The sequence below is a fragment of the Pseudomonas multiresinivorans genome, from assembly GCF_012971725.1.
Taxonomy (GTDB): Bacteria; Pseudomonadota; Gammaproteobacteria; order Pseudomonadales; family Pseudomonadaceae; genus Pseudomonas; species Pseudomonas multiresinivorans.
In genome coordinates this window covers 437,475-456,626 of record NZ_CP048833.1, presented here as the reverse complement: position 1 = coordinate 456,626, position 19,152 = coordinate 437,475, and the positions used below count along the sequence as shown (strand labels likewise).

Here is a 19,152-nt window from a genome sequence, read left to right as displayed (position 1 = left end):
TGCCGCCGAGCCGGCGGGCGGCCATGAACAGTCTGTGCTCTTTCTGCTCCACCGTTTCGCCCTGGCGGCGTGGCGGTGTCGTTGCGCTGCTTCTGCTGGCGCTGGGCGGCTGTGCCCATCACCCCGCCACACCCACCGCTCCGCTCACCGAGGCCACCTGGCGCCAGGTCGATGCCGACATCGGCGCCGCCTCCCTGGCCGCCACCTCCCAGGCCCGCGCCTACGCCGAAGAAGCCATGCAGCAGTGGATGGACCTGGTCTACCAGCGCACCGACGAAAAATTCATTCCCTGGTTCTCCAGCTACTGGACGCAGCAATGGCTCGGCATGAAGGTCGCCTGGTACAAGATGGGCTCCCACGGTGACCTCGACCCCACCGTCGACAAGCTGGCCGTTTACCTCCAGGAGCAGTACCGCAAGCAGGTGCTCGTCCCTGTCGCCAAACAGGTCGACCCCGACGCGGTGATGGAGAAGGCTACCCGGCACTACGTCGAACTGCTGACCGTCGCGCTGAAGGAAATTCCCCAGCGCCGCGGCATCCCGCAGAAGGCTTTCGATGAGCATCTGATGGGGATTCCGGCGATCAGCCTGGGGCCGCCGTCCAGTCGCGATGCTTCGCTCTACGACGTGGTGCACGCCAAGGACATCGGCAAGCTCCCTGCCTTCGCCGCGTTGATGCAGGAAATCCGCACGGCGTCGGGCAAGGCTGGTGCCGGCACCAAGGTCAGCGGGGTGTCGCCGGTCGCCCAGCGCACCAGCGCCAAGCTGGTCAACGAGCTGAAGAACCGCAGCATTGTCGGCGTGGTGGCCGGCGCGGCTGGCAAGGTCGCCGGGTCGGTAATCTCCGTCGCCTTCACGCTGTTCAGCATGGCCGGCAACGACCACGCGCGGCCCGAGGTGGAAACCCAGCTGCGCAAGGAGATCAATGCCGCGTTCGACGAGCAATGGCTGGCGCTGATGCGCGACCCGGACGGCGGCGTGATGGCCGGTGTCGATCACCTCGGCGGCCGTGTGCAGGAAAAGCTCGTCGGCCAGTTGGCGCAGCCGGAGGACGAGCCGAATGTCGACAGCGAGTCGTTTGGTGCCGCGCCAGGCGAGCCCATCAGTGTGACCGGTGGATTTCGCGTGCTACGCCAGGGGCAGGGGTATGGGGCCCCGGCCCCCTGAAGCGTGTGGCTGTCAGTCGACTGACGGCAGTGACCCCGCGCGGGGTAGGATAGGACTTCCGCAATCGAGCCTCAGGCAACCCAGGACGCGACGTGGCCCCACGCAAACCTTCAAAAGCCAGGCACGCCGCTGGTGCCGACACCCCTCTGACTGTCGTTGGACTGGGCGCTTCCGCCGGCGGGCTGGAGGCGCTGGAGGAGTTCCTGCGTGCGATGCCGCAGAGCTCTTCCTTCGCTTTCGTGATCATTCAGCACCTGGACCCGGAGCACCCCAGCCTTCTTTGCGAGATTCTTGCCCGCGCAACCCGCATGCCCGTGGTCGAGGCTGCGGAGGGCCTGGTAGTCGAGGCGGGAACCGTCTATGTGATCCCTCCCCGCCACGATCTGAGCCTGGGCAAGGCCACCTTGCATGTGACCCCTTGGCTGCCACCCCGCGCGATGCACTTGCCAATCGACACCTTCTTCGCCTCGCTGGCGCAGCGCTACGGGCGCCGGGCGGTCGGTATCGTTCTGTCCGGCACCGGTGCGGACGGCACGCTGGGCTGCCGTGCGATTCTCGATCGCGGCGGTCGAACCCTGATTCAGACGCCCGAAGACGCGGCCTATGCTGGCATGCCCAGCAGCGTGATCCTTGCCGGCAACGCCAGTCAGGTATTACCGGTGCGCGAAATGCCGAATGCCCTGCTGGGTGGCCCGCTGGCGCGGAGCAGGGAGTTGCCCGAGGAGCAGGCGGTTGCATTGAGTGCCATCCTGACTTTTCTGCGTCAGGTCACCGGGCACGATTTCACCCAGTACAAACAGAGCACCATTCTGCGCCGCATCGAGCGCCGCATGCTGCTTCAGCAGATCGATGATCAGCGACAGTACGTCATCTATCTCCGACAGCATCCCGAAGAAGCCCGGCAGTTGTTCAACGAGCTGCTGATCAACGTCACTCAGTTCTTTCGCGATACCGATGCCTTCGCGGTGCTCAAGGAAGACGTTCTGGCCCCGTTGCTGGCGGAAAAGCCCGATGACTACGTATTCCGTGTCTGGGTGGCAGGCTGCGCCAGCGGCGAAGAGGCCTATTCCGTGGCGATTCTGCTGCATGAGCTGATGGAGCGTAGCGGCCGAACGCTGGCGCTGCAGTTCTTTGCTACCGATCTGGACGAAGACGCGATCATGACTGCCCGCGCCGGCTTGTACCCGGCAGGCATTGCCGCAGATGTTGGCGCGCAGCGGCTGCAGCGGTATTTCACTCAGGAAGACGGCGGTTACCGCATTCGCAAGGAGATCCGCGAGACGATCGTGTTTGCGGTCCAGAACGTGATCAAGGACCCACCCTTCACTCGCCTGGACCTGCTCTGCTGCCGCAACCTGATGATCTATCTCGGATCGCAATTGCAGAACCGCCTGTTGCCGATCTTCCACTATGCGCTCCGGCCCAGCGGAGTGTTGTTCCTCTCGCCATCGGAAAGCATCGGCGGCCATACGGCGCTGTTCACCACGCTGCACCGCAAGTGGAAGTTCTACCGGGCGAACAAGGCAACGTCTTCCAAGTCTCTGACGCTCAGCGGCAACTTGTCGTGGGTGCCTGAGCGGGTCAACACACCACCGGATACCTCCCCGAAAATGGTCAAAGAAATCAACGTCGCCGAACTGACCCGCCGCATGCTGCTGCAGGATTTCGTGCCCGCCTCGGTGGTCACCGACCTTCAGGGCAATATCGTCTATATCCACGGCGACACCGGTAACTACCTGCGTCCGGCGCCGGGCCAGGCGACGCTGAACGTCATCGACATGGCTCGCGAAGGCCTCAAGCTGGATTTGCGCAGCGCGGTACAGCAGGCAGCGCAGGGCGGGCCGGATACCCTGGGACGTGAAGTCGCCATTACCGGCAGTCAACTGACCCGCGCCATCCGTCTGAGCGTGCGCCGTCTGCCTGAAGGCAATCAGGGCGAGCTGCTGCTGATCAGCTTCCAGGAGGAGCCGGCGCAACCTCCTGTTGTACGGCTGCAACAGCCGGCCGATGGTGACACGGCGCAGGTCGCCGCGCGCGTCCAGCTGCTGGAGCATGACCTCGCTTACACGCGCAAGAACCTGCAGGCCACTATCGATGAGCTACAGGATGCCAATGAAGAGCTCAGCTCGGCCAACGAAGAGATGCAGTCCACCAATGAGGAGCTGCAATCCTCCAACGAGGAGCTGGAAACCTCGCGCGAGGAACTGCAGTCGGTCAATGAGGAACTGGTGACCGTGAACACCGAGTTGCAGGCAAAGATCGAGCAGCTTGGCGACATGCAGAACGACATGAAGAATCTGCTAGACAGCATCAATATCGGAACTATCTTTCTTGATGCGCAGTTGGCCATTCGCCGGTTTACCCGTGATGCGGTGAAAATCTACAGGCTGATTCCGAAGGATGTTGGCCGCCCTCTGGCTGATATCACGTCCTATCTGGATAGAAAGGATCTGCTCGTGCGCGCACAGGAAGTGCTGGATACCCTCATCCCCTATGAGGTCGAACTGTGCACCACGACCGGTAACTGGTTCCTGGCGCGCCTGCTCCCGTATCGAACACTGGACAATGTGATCGACGGAGTAGTCCTCACTTTCCACGACATCAATACCCGCGTAGCCAACGAGCAGTCGGTGCAGGCTGCACGGGACCTCGCCGAGGCGATCGTCGACACGATCAGCGAACCCTTGCTGGTACTCGATGAGCGCCTGCAGGTCGTATCGGCCAGTCGCTCCTATTACCGTGAATTTCGCACCACTGCGGCCGACACGATCGACCGCACGCTGTATGAGCTGGGCAGCCGGCAGTGGGACATACCGGCGCTGCGTACCCAGTTGGGTACCATTCTTGAGGGTGATACCAGTTTCGATGGGTTTGTCGTGGAGCACCACTTCCCGAGCATCGGCCCGCGAACCATCACCCTCAACGCTCGACGCGTAACAGGCAAGGGCGCTCGTCCCCACCTGATCCTGCTCGCCATGCAGATACAGCCGTCGAGAACCTAGAGGCCCGGATGGAATGTCCAGAACGCCCCCGAACGAAGTTCAGCCGTTATCCGACGAAACCGACCTGAGCATCGCCACCGACGAGGCGTCCGACCATGCAGCGTTGCTGCACGAATTGCACGTCCATCAGATCGAACTGGAGCTGCAGAACGAGAATCTGCTGCACACCCAGGTGGCGCTGGAGGCGTCCCGGGACCAATACCTGGATCTGTACGAAAATGCCCCGGTTGGCTACCTGACGCTGGCGCTCAACGGCCAGATCGACTCGGTCAACCTGACGGGAGCGCAGCTGATCGGACTGCCGCGCGAGAGCCTGCTGGGACGGCGCTTCAGTGCGCGCATCGCCGAGCCAGATCTGGATCGCTGGTACCGCACCTTCGTTCTGGTCTGCCGCGGCGCCACCCGGCAGGCCTGCGAGCTGACACTTCTGCGCGAGGACGGATCGCGCTGGTACGCCCACCTGGACTGCACTCGCCAGGGGCCGGACGACGCTGAGGTCCGCGTCAGCCTCACCGACCTCACTGAGCGGCGCGCCCTCGAAAGCCAGCTGAGCCTGGCCGCCAGCGTGTTCACCCACGCCCGCGAGGGCATCATGATCACCGATCCGGACGGCAACATCGTCGAGATCAACGAAGCCTTCAGCAGTATCACCGGCTACTCGCGTGACGAAGTGCTGGGTCGTAATCCGCGCATGCTGGGCTCGGGCATGACCGAGCGCGAATGCTTCGCGGAGCTCTGGCATTGCCTGGCGGAACACCATTACTGGCAGGGCGAGCTGTGGAACCGTCGCCGCAACGGTGAAGTGTTCGTCGCCGGCCAGACCATCACCGCTATCTGCGACCCCCTGGGCGGGGTGCGCAATTACGTTTCATTGTTCACCGACATTACCGAGCTGCACGAGCACCGCCGCCAGCTGGAGTATGTCGCCCATTACGACCCGCTCACCCACTTGCCCAACCGCGTGTTGCTCACCCAGCGCCTGCAGCAGACCATGGCTCGTGCCCAGCGGCAGCACTGCAAGTTGGCGGTCGCCTATCTCGATCTCGACGGATTCAAGTCGATCAATGACTTGTACGGCCATGAAACCGGTGACCGCGTGCTCTCTGTGGTTGCGCAGCGGATGAAGCTCACCCTGCGCGAAGGTTGCATCCTGTCGCGGCTGGGGGGCGACGAGTTCGTCGTGATCATCGCAGACCTCGAAGAAATGGATGACAGTCTGCCGATTCTGGAGCGGTTGCTGCTGATCGTTTCGCAACCGATCCCGGTGGACAGTGTCTGTGCCAACGTCTCGGCCAGCATCGGCGTCAGCTATTTCCCGCAGGGCACCGACATTGGTGGAGATCAGTTGCTGCGACAGGCCGACCAGGCCATGTACCAGGCCAAATTGGCGGGCAAGAACCGCTTCCATGTCTTCGATGCGCAGCATGATCTCGACCTGCGCGGTTACAACGCCCAGCTCGATCGCATCGACCAGGCCTTGCGCGGGCGCGAATTTGTCCTGTTCCATCAGCCCCAGGTGAACATGCGCACCGGCGAGGTGGTTGGCACTGAAGCGTTGATTCGCTGGCAGCACCCGGAAAAGGGCCTGCTGCCACCCGATGCGTTCCTGCCGCTGATCGAGGGCAATCCTCTGGCCGAGATGCTCGGTGACTGGGTCATCGAGAATGCCTTGCTGCAGATCGAAATCTGGCTGGCCGCTGGTGTGCGGATTCCAGTGAGCGTCAACGTCGGCGCTCGCCAACTGCAGCAGCCGGACTTCGTCTCGATCCTGGAGGTGCATCTGGCCGCCCACCCGAGCGTACCGCCGCAACTGCTGGTGATCGAGATTCTGGAAAACAGCGCCCTGGAAGATATCGATGGAGTATCGCGGACTATCCGCGCCTGTGCCGCCATCGGTGTGCGCTTTGCCCTGGACGATTTCGGCACCGGCTACTCCTCGCTGAGCTACCTCAAGCGCCTGCCAGTGGCGCAATTGAAGATCGACCGGGTCTTCATCCAGGGCCTGCTCGACGATCCGGATGACCTCTCCATCCTGCAGGCGATCCTTGGCCTCGCGGAAGCCTTCAAGTGCGAGATCATCGCCGAAGGAGTCGAGACCACCCGCCACGGCGCGCGGCTGCTGGAGCTCGGCTGCCTGCTCGGGCAGGGCGCCGGCATTGCCCAGCCAATGCCCGCCGACAAACTGCTCGACTGGTACCAGCGCTGGCAGCGGCGCCCGACGTGGGCAGCGGCGGGCAACTGATCACCGCCAAGTCGAGCAGTCGGACTTCGCACCCGCAGCGCCGGCCCAGTATCCTTGCTGACGACTTTCGCGGCCGGACGCTGATCCCATGCATTACCAGAACATCCTCTTCGACCTCGACGGCACCCTCACCGATCCGCGCGAGGGCATCACCCGCTCGATCCAGTACGCCCTTGCCCAACTGGGCATCGACGAGCCCGACCTGCGCCAGCTCGAACACTTCATCGGCCCGCCGTTGCTGCAGTGCTTCATGAGCACCTACGACTTCGACGAGGCGCGCGCCTGGGAGGCGGTGAACCACTACCGCGTGCGCTTCAAGGACACCGGGCTGTACGAGAACAAGGTGTTCGACGGTGTCGGCGAGCTGCTGCAACTGCTCGGCGGCCAGGGCCGCACGCTGTACATCTGCACCAGCAAGCCGACCGTATTCGCGGCGGAAATCGCCCGCCACTTCGACTTCGCCAAACACTTCAAAGTGATCTACGGCAGCGAGCTGGACGGCACGCGCACCAACAAGGTCGAGCTGATCGAGCACCTGCTGGGTATCGAGAAGCTGGACCTGGCGCAGACGCTGATGATCGGCGACCGCAAGCACGACCTGATCGGCGCGCACCGCAATGGCTTGTCCGCCGCGGGCGTCGGCTACGGCTTTGGCAGCCGTGAAGAGCTGATGGCGGAGAGCCCGGCGCATTACTTCGCAAGCATGGACGAGCTGCGCGCGGCGTTTGCCTGAGGGTTTTCGACTGGGGTTGGTTCGCGAGCAAGCTCGCTCCTGCGAAGAGCAATCGCTCCCTGTAGGAGCGAGCTTGCTCGTGAACCGACGTGACAGCCCGTACCGTGGTATGCCCCCGTGCGTTCCCAACCAGATGTGCGGCCGGCTCAGCGTGAGGGGTTTGGCTGTTGTAGGAGCAACTGTCCTCTCTGGATAGTCCGTCGCTGCGTCTTCCCCCCTCACCCCAACCCTGGCTGCGCGCCCCGCTCCTCAGGGAGAGGGGCAGTCCGAGCCGACTGACGCGAAGGTTTCATCCTGCACCGAACGGTCCCCTCTCCCCTTGGGAGAGGGCTAGGGTGAGGGATGGCCCAAGTGCGGAGGTATCTCGTAGGAGCGGATTCATCCGCGATCGATTGCCGGCCACTCCGAGCAAGCCGATTGCACATCGCGGACGGAGTCCGCTCCTACGAAAACGGGTAGACCGCGCGGTGCGTCAGCTGCGCAGCCACTCCGCCAGCCGCGCCATCATGTCATCGCATTTGGCCAACTGTTCCAGGCTGACGAACTCGTCCGGCTTGTGGCCCTGGTCCATGCTGCCCGGGCCGCAGACCACGGTGGGAATGCCGGCCTGGTCGAACAGCCCACCCTCGGTGCCGTAGGCGACGGTGGTGAAGTCCCGCGAACCGCTCAGCAGTGCAATCAACTCGGCAGCCTGGGCCTGCTGGTCGGTGACCAGGGCGGGATAGGCCGACAGCTCGCTGAAACGGATATCCGTCTCGGCTTTCACTGCGCGCATCTTCGGCAGCAGTTCGGTTTCAGCGAAGGCGCGCAGGTCATCGGCGACCTGTTGCGGATCGTCGCTGGGCAGTGCCCGCACCTCGAAGTCGAACTGGCATTCGGCGGGCACGATGTTCAGTGCGCGGCCGCCGCTGATCACGCCGGTCTGCACGGTGGAGTAGGGTGGATCGAAGCGCGGATCGTGACGCTCCGGTGCGGCCAGGCGGGTGCCGATCTCGCCGAGGCGGCCGATCAGCTTCGCCGCGTACTCGATGGCGTTCACACCCTGCGGCGCATAGGCCGAATGGCACGGCGCGCCGTGCACCTGGCAGCGCATGGCGAGCTTGCCCTTGTGGCCGAGCACCGGCTTGAGTTCGGTGGGTTCGCCGATGATGCAGACCATCGGCTTGTGCTCGCGGTGCTCCAGCGCGGCAAGCAGCGAGCGTACGCCGAGGCAGCCGACTTCCTCGTCATAGGAGAACGCCAGGTGCACCGGCAGGCGCAGCGGCTGGGCGAGAAACGCCGGTACCGCCGCCAGCACGCAGGCGATATAGCCCTTCATGTCTGCCGTGCCCCGTCCGTATAGACGGCCATCGCGCTCGGTCAGCTCGAAGGGCGGGACCGTCCACGGCTGGCCGTCGGTGGGCACCACGTCGGTGTGGCCGGACAGGCACACGCCGCCGCGATCCTGCGGACCCAGCGTGGCGTAGAGATTGGCCTTGCCGCCTTCGGCGTCGTGGAACAGTTCGCAGGCGATGCCGTGCCCTGCGAGGTAGTCGCGGATGTAGTGGATCAGCGCCAGGTTGGAGTTGCGACTGACGGTGTCGAAGGCGATCAGGTCTGCAAGGATTTCACGGCTGGAAGACATGGTTGGGTCCTGCTTCAAATCTCTTGTCGTAGGAGCTGATTCATCCGCGATATCGCTGCGGCTGATAGCTATCGCGGACGGAGTCCGCTCCTACAGGGCATGGCGTTACTCGTCGCCCGGCACACCGTAGCTCGGTGCCTTGGTCGGGTCGAGGGCGCGCACGAGGTAGTCCTCCAGTTGCGGCTTGTAGGCCACCCAGAGTTTCTCCAGCTCATCGATGGGCGCTTCGTCGGCCCAGTCCACGCGCAGGTCGACGATCGGCCAGACCAGGTCGCCGACGACCTTGAGCGCCGCCGAATGCACCGGGCCCGCTTCGCCACCGGCCGCCATCGCCGCCTGCATCGCGGCCAGCAGGCGCTCGGCCAGGCAGCCGTTGGCGCCTTCGAAGGCCTGGGTCATGGCCTCGATCACTGCGGTGGAGGACAGCAGGTTGCCCGCCGCCACGCAGTTTTCCCCGGCCACGGCGTTGTACACGCCCAGCGCCTCGCTGCCGGTGAACAGCGCGACCTTGCCGTGCTGGTCGATCACCGTCACCTGGCGGTACTGGCTATAGCCGTTGCTGGAGAGCGCCTTGTCCAGCGCCGCGCTTGGTTCGAGGCCGGCCTCGAGCTGGTCGAGGATCTGCGGGCCGAGGGCCGGCAGAGTGATGTTCTGCGTCGCCACCGCGCCGACGCCGGCGCGTACCCAGGGGCAGCGGGCGCCCACGGCAATGCTCGAGGAGCTGATGGCGATACCCAGTTGTCCGGTTTCGGCGCAGCGGCCGACGATGGAGAAGGTCATGGTGGCTCCTTGCTTGCTGTTCTTGTCGATCAAGCGCTATCAGGCACAAACGACGAAGCGGCGAGGCAGGAAATCCCGCGCCGCCGCATCGTTTTTCAGTTCATCGATCAGTCCGGAATGACGGCGATGACATCGATCTCCATCAACCACTGCGGCTGACCGAGGGCCGACACCACCAGGCCGGTGGAGATCGGGAACACGCCCTTCAGCCACTTGCCGACTTCCTGGTAGACCGGCTCGCGGTAGCGCGGGTCGATCAGATAGGTAGTGGTCTTGACGATGTGCGACAGGTCGCTGCCGGCTTCTTCCAGCAGTTGCTTGACGTTCTTCATCGCCTGTTCGGCCTGGGCACGCGGATCGCCCAGCCCTACCAGGTTGCCCTCGAAGTCAGTACCGACCTGGCCGCGCACGTACACGGTGTTGCCGGCGCGCACGGCCTGGCAGAGGTCGTTGTCCAGGGTCTGGTTCGGGTAGGTGTCCTTGGTGTTGAACATGCGGATGCGAGTATGGGTAGGCATCTCTTACTCCCAGGATGCGGCTTTCTGAACGGAGGAGCCTTCGCGTTGCGAGGCGTCCTGGTATTCGACGTAACGGCGTTGGGTGGCGATGTGGCCGGCCACGTGCTTGGCGTCGTGCCAGACGCCCCAGATGAAGGTGGAGCCGCGACGGGACAGCCACGGCAGGCCGACGAAGTACACACCTGGCTCGCGGGATACGCCGCGCTGGTGCTTGGGCTTGCCCTTGTCGTCGAAGGCGTCGACCTGCAGCCAGTTGAAGTCCACGGCGTAGCCGGTGGCCCAGATGATCGCGGTGATGCCGGCGTCGGCGAGGTCCAGCTCCTGGATCGGATTGCGGATGCACTCGGCGTCTGCGTAGACCTTGCGGGCCTCCGGCTCCAGCGGCAGGTCGAGGCCGTTGCGCTCGATGTAGGCGTCGGCGGCGTCGAGCAGACCAAGGTAGTTGTCATCGCCGGCCTTCAGGTTGGCCACCAGGTCGTCCTGGAAGCTCACCTTGCCGCCTTCGAAGGCCTTGGTCAGGCCGGTCAGGGTGATGCCCTCGTTGGCCAGGCGACGGAAGTCGATGGTCTCGCCGCCACGGGCACCGCTCACGGCGATGGTCACGTGCTCGCGGCCCGGCTGTACTTCCTCGGCGTCCCACAGGCCGAGCACGCCCAGCCACCAGACGAAGTCGCGGTTGCGGTAGGAGCGCGGCGGGCGGTCATGGGCGCCAACCGAGAGGAAGACCTTCTTGCCGGCGCGGTTCAGCTCGTCGGCGATCTGCACGCCGGAAGAGCCGGCGCCGATCACCAGCACGGCACCTTCGGGCAGCTGCTGCGGGTTGTAGTACTTGGCCGAGTGGATCTGGTAGAGGCCTTCGTCCTTCGGCGCGATGGCCGGGATCACCGGGCGCTGGAACGGGCCGGTGGCGGAAACGATGCGCAGCGCCTGGAGGGTTCCTTCGGAGGTTTCCACGGTGAAGCCGGGGCGGCCTTCGTTGCGGGTGACCTTCTTCACTTCCACGCCGGTGCGGATCGGCGCGTTGAACTGCTTGGCGTAGGCGACGAAGTAGTCCGCCACCTGCTCCTTGTGCGGGAAATCGTCCGGGCCGACCGGGAATTCCATGTTCGGGAAGCGGTCGTGCCAGGCCGGGCCGTTGGCTACCAGCGAATCCCAGCGGCCGGTGCGCCAGGCTTCGGCGATGCGGCTCTTTTCCAGCACGATGTGCGGCACGCCCTGTTGGGTCAGGTGCTCGCTCATGGCGACGCCGGCTTGTCCGGCGCCAACGACCAGCGTGTCGATTTCCAGGTTATCAAGCGACTTCTTGCCGAAGGCGCCTGGATTCAGGTCGGTCATGGCTTGCTTCCTCAGACTCTGATCACGTTTATTCTTGTTGCGGCTAGGGAGGAGGTGTTGGCCGCATTCTGTTCAGAGGCTGTGAATAGCGAAATTATGTTTTTTGTAGTCGCAGGCTAGGGAAAAGCTGCACCCACGCAAACCCCGCGGCCCGCGGGCTACAGGGGAGGGGCTATAGGATTTTTGGTGGCTGGGGCGACAAATTGGATAGGCAGAATGTGCCTTGTGCTTTTGTGTAGGAGCGAGCTTGCTCGCGAACAGACTCCGCTGCGGGGCTGGTTCGCGAGCAAGCTCGCTCCTACAGTCGGGGGGTGGCGTGGGAGCGGACTCCGTCCGCGATAGGCCCGCATCGCGCCGGATGCCATCGCGGACGAAGTTCGCTCCTACCAGAGCACCGCCTCAGCGACTCTGCGCCACCGCCTCGAGGAACCGCTCCAGCACCAGGTTCGGCCGGCGGCCCTTGCGGGTCACGACGGTCAGCGGGATGTCGTAGTGGAAGCGCTCCGGCCGCAGTGCGCGCAGGCGGCCCTGGGCGACCCAGTCGGCGGCGTAGTGGTCGGGCAGGTAGCCGATGTAGCTGCCGGTGAGGATCAGGAAGGCCATGCCCTCGCGGTCCGAGGCGGTGGCGCTGCCGGAGAGTTCCTGGTGCCGCTCTTGCGCCTCGGCCGGGATGCGGTAACTCGGCGCCACCGCGTCGCAGGCGTGGATTTCCTGCACGGTGATGCCCGCATCGTCGCGCTCGAACAGCGGGTGCTCCTGGCTGCAGAACAGCAGCGAACGCTCTTCGTATAAAGAGGAGTACTCCAGGCCCGACAGCGGACTGATGAGCGGTACCACGCCCACATGCAACCGTCCGTCGAGAACCCCCAGTTCGATCTCGTTGGGCGTGGTCATGCCGATATTGATCCGCACGCCCGGCCCGCTTGCCTTCAGCGCACGCAGGGCGTGGGTGATACGCATCTGCGGCAGGGTCACCAGGTTGTTGATGATGCCGATGTTCAGCTCCCCGCGCAGGTGCTGGTGCAACTCGTTGACCTCGGCGCGGAAGCCTTCCAGCGCCGCCAGCAGCGACTGGGTCGCGCGGTACACCTCGCGGCCTTCGTCGGTCAGCGCAAAGCCCGCCCGGCCGCGCTGGCAAAGGCGCATGCCCAGGCGCTTCTCCAGGTCGCCCATGTGCAGGCTGATCGCCGAACGGCTGATGCCCAGCGTGCTCTCGGCGGCCGAGAAGCTGCCGCACTCGACTATGGTTTTGAAGATGCGCAGCAGGCGGATCTCGAAGTCGCTCACCTGGCCCAGGGAAGGTGCACGGGTTTTCGCCATTTTGTTTTACCAAATCGAAACTGAACGTAAGAAGAATAAGCTTTAACTCACGTTAAGTCAGGCCCAATCTAGTCCCATCGCACCAGGCCAGCCGCGGCCTGCGCGCCCAACAAGACTGTCTTCGAGGACAAGCTGCATGAACCAGCAAGTGAACGTCACCCCGTCGGTGGCCAGCGAACTGAACCTGAAGGCCCACTGGATGCCCTTCAGCGCCAACCGCAACTTCCATAAAGACCCGCGCATCATCGTCGCCGCCGAAGGCAGCTGGCTAGTGGACGACAAGGGCCGCAAGATCTACGACAGCCTGTCGGGCCTGTGGACCTGCGGCGCCGGTCACTCGCGCAAGGAAATCGCCGACGCGGTCGCCAAACAGCTGACCACCCTCGACTACTCCCCGGCGTTCCAGTACGGCCACCCGCTGTCCTTCAAACTGGCCGAGAAGATCACCCAGTTGACCCCGGCCGGCCTCGACCACGTGTTCTTCACCGGCTCGGGCTCCGAGTGCGCCGACACCTCGATCAAGATGGCCCGCGCCTACTGGCGCCTGAAAGGCCAGGCGCAGAAAACCAAGCTGATCGGCCGCGCCCGTGGCTACCACGGCGTGAACGTTGCCGGCACCGCCCTGGGCGGCATCGGCGGCAACCGCAAGATGTTCGGCCAGCTGATGGACGTCGACCACCTGCCGCACACCCTGCAGCCGGGCATGGCCTTCACCAAGGGCATGGCCGAGACTGGCGGCGTCGAGCTGGCCAACGAACTGCTGAAGCTGATCGAACTGCATGACGCCTCCAACATCGCCGCCGTGATCGTCGAGCCGATGTCCGGTTCCGCCGGCGTGCTGGTTCCGCCGAAGGGCTACCTGCAGCGCCTGCGCGAAATCTGCGACCAGCACAACATCCTGCTGATCTTCGACGAAGTCATCACCGCCTTCGGCCGCATGGGCAAGGCCACCGGCGCCGAGTTCTTCGGCGTGAAGCCGGACATCATGAACGTCGCCAAACAGGTCACCAACGGCGCCATTCCCATGGGCGCGGTGATCGCCAGCAGCGAAATCTACGACACCTTCATGGGCCAGAACCTGCCGGAATACGCTGTTGAGTTCGGCCATGGCTATACCTACTCCGCGCACCCGGTCGCCTGCGCCGCCGGTATTGCCGCGCTGGACCTGCTGGAAAAAGAGAACCTGATCCAGCAGTCCCTGGAACTGGCTCCGCACTTCGAGAAGGCCCTGCACGGCCTGAAGGGCGCGAAGAACGTCGTCGACATCCGCAACTGCGGCCTGGCCGGCGCGATCCAGATCGGCGCCCGTGACGGCGACGCCATCGTGCGTCCGTTCGAAGCCAGCATGAAGCTGTGGAAAGAAGGCTTCTACGTGCGCTTCGGCGGCGACACCCTGCAGTTCGGCCCGACCTTCAACGCCAAGCCCGAAGACCTGGACCGCCTGTTCAGCGCCGTCGGCGACGCCCTCAACGGGGTGGCGTAAGTGAGCGAGCGTCCGAAGGCCGTCCCGACGGTACAGATCGACAACGACAAGGTCCTGGTCACCGAGTGGCGCTTCGCCCCCGGTGCCGAGACCGGCTGGCACCGCCACGGCATGGAATACGTCGTGGTCCCGGTGACCAACGGCGAGCTGCTGCTGGAAACCCCCGAAGGCGAGCGGCGCGCGCCGCTGGTCCTGGGCCAGAGCTACACCCGCCAGATCGGTACCGAGCACAACGTGATCAACCCTTGCGATCACGAAGTGGCCTTCATCGAGATCGAGCTCAAGAGCGACGAACACCCGCACAGCCACTGAGCGCGCGGGCACGCGAGAAGGCATGCCGCGACGAGTCACCTTAGAGTGACTGCCGGCGTGCCTTGCAGCCCACGCTTCATACCGAACAATTCCCTCTCTTTTCGGAGAGAGGGCGAGGGAGAGGGGCTCCTCGCGAGCCTCGCCCCAATACTTTCAGCGAGAAGAGACTTCCCATGACCACCGTCAAGCACCTGATCGGCGGCGAAATGATCGCCGACACCGGCCGCACCGCCGACGTCTTCAACCCGTCCACCGGCGAAGCCATCCGCAAGGTTCCGCTGGCCAGCCGCGAAACCGTGCAGCAGGCCATCGACGCCGCCAAGGCCGCCTTCCCGGCCTGGCGCAACACCCCGCCGGCCAAGCGCGCCCAGGTGCTGTTCCGCTTCAAGCAACTGCTCGAAGCCAACGAAGCGCGCATCAGCCAGCTGATCAGCGAAGAACACGGCAAGACCCTGGAAGACGCCGCCGGTGAACTCAAGCGCGGCATCGAGAACGTCGAATACGCCAGCGCCGCCCCGGAAATCCTCAAGGGCGAATACAGCCGCAACGTCGGCCCGAACATCGACGCCTGGAGCGACTTCCAGCCGATCGGCGTGGTCGCCGGTATCACGCCGTTCAACTTCCCGGCCATGGTGCCGCTGTGGATGTACCCGCTGGCGATTGCCTGCGGCAACACCTTCATCCTCAAGCCGTCCGAGCGTGACCCGAGCTCCACCCTGCTGATCGCAGAACTGTTCGAAGAAGCCGGCCTCCCCAAGGGCGTGCTGAACGTGGTGCACGGCGACAAGACCGCCGTGGACGCGCTGATCGAGGCCCCGGAAGTCAAAGCCCTGAGCTTCGTCGGTTCCACCCCGATCGCCGAGTACATCTATTCCGAAGGCACCAAGCGCGGCAAGCGCGTGCAGGCCCTGGGCGGCGCCAAGAACCACGCCGTGCTGATGCCCGACTGTGACCTGGACAACGCCGTCAGCGCCCTGATGGGTGCGGCCTACGGCTCCTGCGGCGAGCGCTGCATGGCCATCTCCGTGGCTGTGTGCGTGGGCGACCAGATCGGCGACGCGCTGGTCGAGAAGATCGTTCCGCAGATCAAGGCCCTGAAAATCGGCGCCGGCACCTCCTGCGGCCTGGACATGGGCCCGCTGGTTACCGGCGCTGCCCAGCAGAAAGTCACCGGCTACATCGACGCCGGTGTCGAGCAGGGCGCCCAACTGCTGGTCGACGGCCGCAACTACAAGGTCGCCGGTCACGAGAACGGCTTCTTCGTCGGCGGCACCCTGTTCGACAAGGTGACCCCGGACATGACCATCTACCAGGAAGAAATCTTCGGCCCGGTGCTGTGCATCGTGCGCGTGAACAGCCTGGAAGAAGCCATGCAGCTGATCAACGACCACGAATACGGCAACGGCACCTGCATCTTCACCCGCGACGGTGAAGCCGCCCGCCTGTTCTGCGACGAGATCGAAGTCGGTATGGTCGGCGTCAACGTACCGCTGCCGGTACCGGTGGCCTACCACAGCTTCGGCGGCTGGAAGCGCTCGCTGTTCGGCGACCTGCACGCCTACGGCCCGGATGGCGTGCGCTTCTACACCAAGCGCAAGGCCATCACCCAGCGCTGGCCGCAGCGCAAGTCGCACGAAGCGGCGCAGTTCGCCTTCCCCAGCAATGGCTGATGGTGAATAAGCGGTAAGAGAAAGGCCGGTCCAGTGACCGGCCTTTTTCATTTTTGGATGACGGCTTGTGGATCAGTGGTCATCAAAAGTCTGTACGTAGTTCTGTACAATGTTGCTTGAAATGCCACTGGCCGCCACTGGCGACAAGGACGACTTCCATGCAAGTGCTCACCTTTACCCAGGCCCGCGCCGACCTCAAGCAGACCATGGACGATGTGTGCCGGGATCACGAACCGGCGGTCATCACGCGGCAGCGTGGCGAACCGGTGGTGATGATTTCGCTGGAGGACTACAACGGCATGCAGGAAACCCTCTACCTGCTGAGTTCCACCGCCAACGCCAAGCGGCTGCGCGAGTCCATCGACGAGGTGCGCGCCGGCAAGGCTCAGGTCAAGGAGCTGACCGTTGAACGTGAAGTCGAAAAGCCGTAACAAGTCGACCGCCCGAGGCTCTATCAGTGTTGCGTTTACCAGCCATGGCTGGGAGGACTATCAGTTCTGGGAGCAGAGCGACGGCGAGGTGTTTCGCGTCCTCAACGAACTGATCGAAGAATGTCGGCGGACGCCGCACAAGGGTACGGGCCGGCCGGAACCGTTGAAGGGTGATCTGTCCGGGTTCTGGTCCCGCCGTATTACCCGTGAGCACCGGTTGGTGTACTTCTTCGAGGCCGAGGTGCTGACGATCCTGCAGTGCCGATACCACTACGACAAATAGGGCCGCTGAAGCGGCCCTTTTTCTTTTCCGGCTAGTTGCGCCAGGCAAGTAGGGGGACTTCTTCCCAGCGCATCCACAGGCCGCCTTGCCAGTTCAGGAGCATGAGGCGGCGGGTTTCCCAGGTGAGATGGACACGGCGCGGTGCGTCGGTTTCCGGGGTGTGCTGGTCGCGCAGGGTGGGGATTACGTCCTGTGACAGCCAATGGTCGAGGGACTCGAGTTCCGGGTGGCCGAAGCGGACGAGGGCTTTGTAGGCGGCGGCTTCGATGACCAGAATGGTTTCTTCCGTGCTGCCGGTGCGGTAGGCGAGTTGGACGGTCTGGACTTCGTGGGGGAAGAAGCGGTGGTGGAAGCTGTCGGGAAACTGGACGGAGAGCAGGCGGGCGATATCGCGGGAGACGAACCAGGCCTGGTTGTCGATTATCAGGCCGCGCAGGAAGCGTTTTTTGCGGGTGAAGAAGGTTGGGGTGTAGGTGTCGGTCATGGCGAAGGCTCCAGCAGTCCAAGTTTGATGCCGCAGAGCACGTGCAAGAACAGATGTTGTTCTTAGCCGCGCCGATTGGCACCGGTTTCCCGCTAGTCGAGTCGCCAAACTCGGTCACGAATTAGTGACGGCGGGAGCATAGAAATGCTGGAGTAGTGCAGCAAGACAGTCGTTTCCGGCGTGTGTGTAGGAGCGAGCTTGCTCGCGAACAGCCCAGCGCTCGGGCTGGCGTGTCGTCCGGGGGTTCAGCGTCGCTTCGGGGTGCGCGCGGACGTCCTGTTTCGCCCCCTCGGGCGAGTTCCTTTTGGCAAACGCCCCAAAAGGAACCAAAAGGGCTTGCCCCTCCATCCGGTTTTTCGCTTAGGCGAAAAATTCCCCCGTTGAATCGAAGTTTCAGGGGCACGCGCTGACGGGCCATCCCTGGCCCGGCAGCGCTCTCGCGGCATCCATGCCGCTCAACCCCTGAAACTCCAATTCAACGGGGCCTCCTGAAGGGGGCGGTTCGGCGTGCGTGGGTGTTTTTCTAGAAGTCTTTAGGAGCCGGAGCCGGAGCCGGAGCCAGAGCCAGAGCCAGAGCCAGAGCCAGAGCCAGAGCCAGAGCCATGAGTCGTAGGGCGCATAACCCGGAACGGGTTATCCGCCAAAACGGCGGATAACGCCGGGGCCGTTATGCGCCCTACGGGAGCTGTTCGTGCCGGCTGACACGGTGGTTTCGCTATGCACCGAACGGTCCCCTCTCCCTCCGGGAGAGGGTTAGGGTGAGGGGTGGCCGAGCCCGGGCGTCATGCGGGGCGCTGGCTATCGGAGATGCGCCGAGAGGGCCGGCGTTGTGCGGGTTCGCGAGCAAGCTCGCTCCTACAAGGGAGAGCGGCGATCAGCCCAGGTGTTTCTTCAGGTAGATGCGCTGATGCCCCGGCGGGCAATCCTCGAGCACGCCCATGCGCTCGAAGCCCTGTTTCTCGTAGAAACCGGGAGCCTGGAAGCTGTAGGTGTAGAGGAACAGGCCGACGCAGCCGCGGCGGCGGGCTTCGTCTTCGGCCAGGGCGATGAGCTGGCTGCCCAGGCCGCTGCCGCGCTGGTCGTCCTGCAGCCAGAGGTAGTCGATGTAAAGCCAGCCCATGCCGGATTGGCCGAACATGCCGCCGACCACTTCGCCTTCCGGGTTGCGGGCGTAGAGTTCGAAGTCGTCGTAGGTGTTGCTGCGGCCCATCTGCCCGAGGTTGTAGGCGAGCAGGCCCTTGACCACGACGTCGCGCGCCTGCGGGTCGATGCCTAGGGTGAAGTTGAATGGCGTTTGCATGGTGCCCTCCGGATTGGCGAAGGCGACCAGTCTAGGGAGATGCCGCCGCCATGGGTAGGCGTCTTTGGTAGCGGCGGGCGTGCAGGGATTTTTAGCGCGGTGCGCTTAGAGCAATTCTTTACGCGTGGTGTTGATCAACTGAAGTTGTTTGTCGCGGAAGAACAGGTAGCGATAGGCGCCATTGCTGGGGCCGTACATCCAGGTTTCCAATTGCGGCTGCCCAGGGATGAACTTCCCGTCGGGCCCGCGACGCGGTTGGGTGGGCGGTGTGACAACGCGCTTGTCCGGTTGCCCGCACTTGGCAAGCACTTCGTCCATCGGATCGCCTTCGTTGATCAGGCTGGTGCCGCAGCGCAATGTGCCGGCATGGGCGCCGCTCGCAGCGAGCAGGGCCAGCAGGGGGATCAGCAGGAAGCGCATGGGATTGCTCCGCAGAGATGCTCACGCCCGACTTTAACCGTCAGGCGTG

At 64.1% G+C, this 19,152-nt stretch carries 17 protein-coding genes; 9 read left to right on the top strand and 8 right to left on the bottom strand.

All coding sequences use genetic code 11. From position 1 onward, the window contains the following. Positions 1-23: 23 nt before the first annotated feature. The 4 genes from G4G71_RS02130 (at position 24) to G4G71_RS02115 (ending at position 7,143) form a co-directional block, all read left to right on the top strand. Complete coding sequence (locus G4G71_RS02130) at positions 24-1,166, top strand: hypothetical protein (protein ID WP_169935220.1); 1,143 nt, start codon at positions 24-26, stop codon at positions 1,164-1,166. Positions 1,167-1,258: 92 nt separating this feature from the next. Next, entirely contained in the window at positions 1,259-4,168 is a 2,910-nt protein-coding gene (locus tag G4G71_RS02125; protein ID WP_240964865.1) for a chemotaxis protein CheB, read from the top strand. 13 nt (positions 4,169-4,181) lie between these two features. Then, positions 4,182-6,410, top strand: a complete 2,229-nt coding sequence (locus tag G4G71_RS02120) for a putative bifunctional diguanylate cyclase/phosphodiesterase (protein WP_169935219.1) — start codon at positions 4,182-4,184, stop codon at positions 6,408-6,410. An 88-nt stretch (positions 6,411-6,498) separates the two neighbouring features. Beyond that, positions 6,499-7,143 (top strand): HAD family hydrolase, encoded by a 645-nt coding sequence (locus G4G71_RS02115; RefSeq protein ID WP_054910637.1) that lies wholly within the window; start codon positions 6,499-6,501, stop codon positions 7,141-7,143. Positions 7,144-7,615: 472 nt separating this feature from the next. Here G4G71_RS02115 and argE read toward each other — a convergent pair whose 3' ends face one another. From argE to G4G71_RS02090, 5 genes are all read right to left on the bottom strand, one after another. Next, positions 7,616-8,767, bottom strand: a complete 1,152-nt coding sequence (argE, locus tag G4G71_RS02110; protein ID WP_169935218.1) for an acetylornithine deacetylase — start codon at positions 8,765-8,767, stop codon at positions 7,616-7,618. Between the two features lie 105 nt (positions 8,768-8,872). Beyond that, positions 8,873-9,547 carry a DUF1028 domain-containing protein gene (locus G4G71_RS02105; RefSeq protein ID WP_169935217.1) on the bottom strand — a complete coding sequence of 225 codons (675 nt, stop codon included), beginning with the start codon at positions 9,545-9,547 and terminating at the stop codon, positions 8,873-8,875. 107 nt (positions 9,548-9,654) lie between these two features. After that, positions 9,655-10,065 (bottom strand): RidA family protein, encoded by a 411-nt coding sequence (locus tag G4G71_RS02100; protein ID WP_015474916.1) that lies wholly within the window; start codon positions 10,063-10,065, stop codon positions 9,655-9,657. Between the two features lie 3 nt (positions 10,066-10,068). Further along, positions 10,069-11,400 carry a flavin-containing monooxygenase gene (locus G4G71_RS02095; RefSeq protein ID WP_169935216.1) on the bottom strand — a complete coding sequence of 444 codons (1,332 nt, stop codon included), beginning with the start codon at positions 11,398-11,400 and terminating at the stop codon, positions 10,069-10,071. Positions 11,401-11,799: 399 nt separating this feature from the next. After that, positions 11,800-12,720, bottom strand: coding sequence for a LysR family transcriptional regulator (locus G4G71_RS02090; RefSeq protein ID WP_169935215.1), 921 nt, complete (start codon positions 12,718-12,720; stop codon positions 11,800-11,802). Between the two features lie 136 nt (positions 12,721-12,856). Here G4G71_RS02090 and aptA point away from each other — a divergent pair, with 136 nt between their 5' ends. The 5 genes from aptA to G4G71_RS02065 all read left to right on the top strand — a co-directional run bounded on the left by aptA (position 12,857) and on the right by G4G71_RS02065 (position 16,899). Then, entirely contained in the window at positions 12,857-14,203 is a 1,347-nt protein-coding gene (gene aptA / locus G4G71_RS02085; protein ID WP_169935214.1) for an omega-aminotransferase AptA, read from the top strand. Next, positions 14,204-14,515 carry a cupin domain-containing protein gene (locus G4G71_RS02080; protein ID WP_169935213.1) on the top strand — a complete coding sequence of 104 codons (312 nt, stop codon included), beginning with the start codon at positions 14,204-14,206 and terminating at the stop codon, positions 14,513-14,515. It abuts the gene before it with no gap. Between the two features lie 173 nt (positions 14,516-14,688). After that, the gene (locus G4G71_RS02075; protein WP_024766243.1) at positions 14,689-16,185 is read left to right on the top strand and encodes a CoA-acylating methylmalonate-semialdehyde dehydrogenase; all 1,497 of its coding nucleotides are present in this window, start codon (positions 14,689-14,691) and stop codon (positions 16,183-16,185) included. Positions 16,186-16,343: 158 nt separating this feature from the next. After that, on the top strand, positions 16,344-16,616 hold the full coding sequence (locus G4G71_RS02070; RefSeq protein ID WP_169935212.1) for a type II toxin-antitoxin system Phd/YefM family antitoxin: 273 nt from the start codon (positions 16,344-16,346) through the stop codon (positions 16,614-16,616). After that, positions 16,591-16,899 carry a Txe/YoeB family addiction module toxin gene (locus G4G71_RS02065; protein WP_169935211.1) on the top strand — a complete coding sequence of 103 codons (309 nt, stop codon included), beginning with the start codon at positions 16,591-16,593 and terminating at the stop codon, positions 16,897-16,899. The genes G4G71_RS02070 and G4G71_RS02065 overlap by 26 nt, the downstream gene beginning before the upstream one ends. Before the next feature lie 31 nt (positions 16,900-16,930). Here the strand turns inward: G4G71_RS02065 and G4G71_RS02060 are convergent, their stop codons facing one another. The 3 genes from G4G71_RS02060 to G4G71_RS02050 form a co-directional block, all read right to left on the bottom strand. After that, a complete protein-coding gene (locus tag G4G71_RS02060) occupies positions 16,931-17,383 on the bottom strand; it encodes a BRO-N domain-containing protein (RefSeq protein WP_169935210.1) in 453 nt (150 codons plus the stop codon). A gap of 874 nt (positions 17,384-18,257) precedes the next feature. Then, positions 18,258-18,683 carry a GNAT family N-acetyltransferase gene (locus G4G71_RS02055; protein ID WP_169935209.1) on the bottom strand — a complete coding sequence of 142 codons (426 nt, stop codon included), beginning with the start codon at positions 18,681-18,683 and terminating at the stop codon, positions 18,258-18,260. 105 nt (positions 18,684-18,788) lie between these two features. Further along, positions 18,789-19,103 carry a DUF2845 domain-containing protein gene (locus tag G4G71_RS02050; protein WP_169935208.1) on the bottom strand — a complete coding sequence of 105 codons (315 nt, stop codon included), beginning with the start codon at positions 19,101-19,103 and terminating at the stop codon, positions 18,789-18,791. Positions 19,104-19,152 lie beyond the last annotated feature (49 nt).

Coding starts and splice junctions, on each gene's coding strand:
- G4G71_RS02130 (WP_169935220.1), top strand. CDS start 24: ATGAACAGTCTGTGCTCTTTCTGCTCCACCGTTTCGCCCTGGCGGCGT.
- G4G71_RS02120 (WP_169935219.1), top strand. CDS start 4,182: ATGTCCAGAACGCCCCCGAACGAAGTTCAGCCGTTATCCGACGAAACC.
- G4G71_RS02115 (WP_054910637.1), top strand. CDS start 6,499: ATGCATTACCAGAACATCCTCTTCGACCTCGACGGCACCCTCACCGAT.
- argE (WP_169935218.1), bottom strand. CDS start 8,767: ATGTCTTCCAGCCGTGAAATCCTTGCAGACCTGATCGCCTTCGACACC.
- G4G71_RS02105 (WP_169935217.1), bottom strand. CDS start 9,547: ATGACCTTCTCCATCGTCGGCCGCTGCGCCGAAACCGGACAACTGGGT.
- G4G71_RS02100 (WP_015474916.1), bottom strand. CDS start 10,065: ATGCCTACCCATACTCGCATCCGCATGTTCAACACCAAGGACACCTAC.
- G4G71_RS02095 (WP_169935216.1), bottom strand. CDS start 11,400: ATGACCGACCTGAATCCAGGCGCCTTCGGCAAGAAGTCGCTTGATAAC.
- G4G71_RS02090 (WP_169935215.1), bottom strand. CDS start 12,720: ATGGCGAAAACCCGTGCACCTTCCCTGGGCCAGGTGAGCGACTTCGAG.
- aptA (WP_169935214.1), top strand. CDS start 12,857: ATGAACCAGCAAGTGAACGTCACCCCGTCGGTGGCCAGCGAACTGAAC.
- G4G71_RS02075 (WP_024766243.1), top strand. CDS start 14,689: ATGACCACCGTCAAGCACCTGATCGGCGGCGAAATGATCGCCGACACC.
- G4G71_RS02070 (WP_169935212.1), top strand. CDS start 16,344: ATGCAAGTGCTCACCTTTACCCAGGCCCGCGCCGACCTCAAGCAGACC.
- G4G71_RS02060 (WP_169935210.1), bottom strand. CDS start 17,383: ATGACCGACACCTACACCCCAACCTTCTTCACCCGCAAAAAACGCTTC.
- G4G71_RS02055 (WP_169935209.1), bottom strand. CDS start 18,683: ATGCAAACGCCATTCAACTTCACCCTAGGCATCGACCCGCAGGCGCGC.
- G4G71_RS02050 (WP_169935208.1), bottom strand. CDS start 19,103: ATGCGCTTCCTGCTGATCCCCCTGCTGGCCCTGCTCGCTGCGAGCGGC.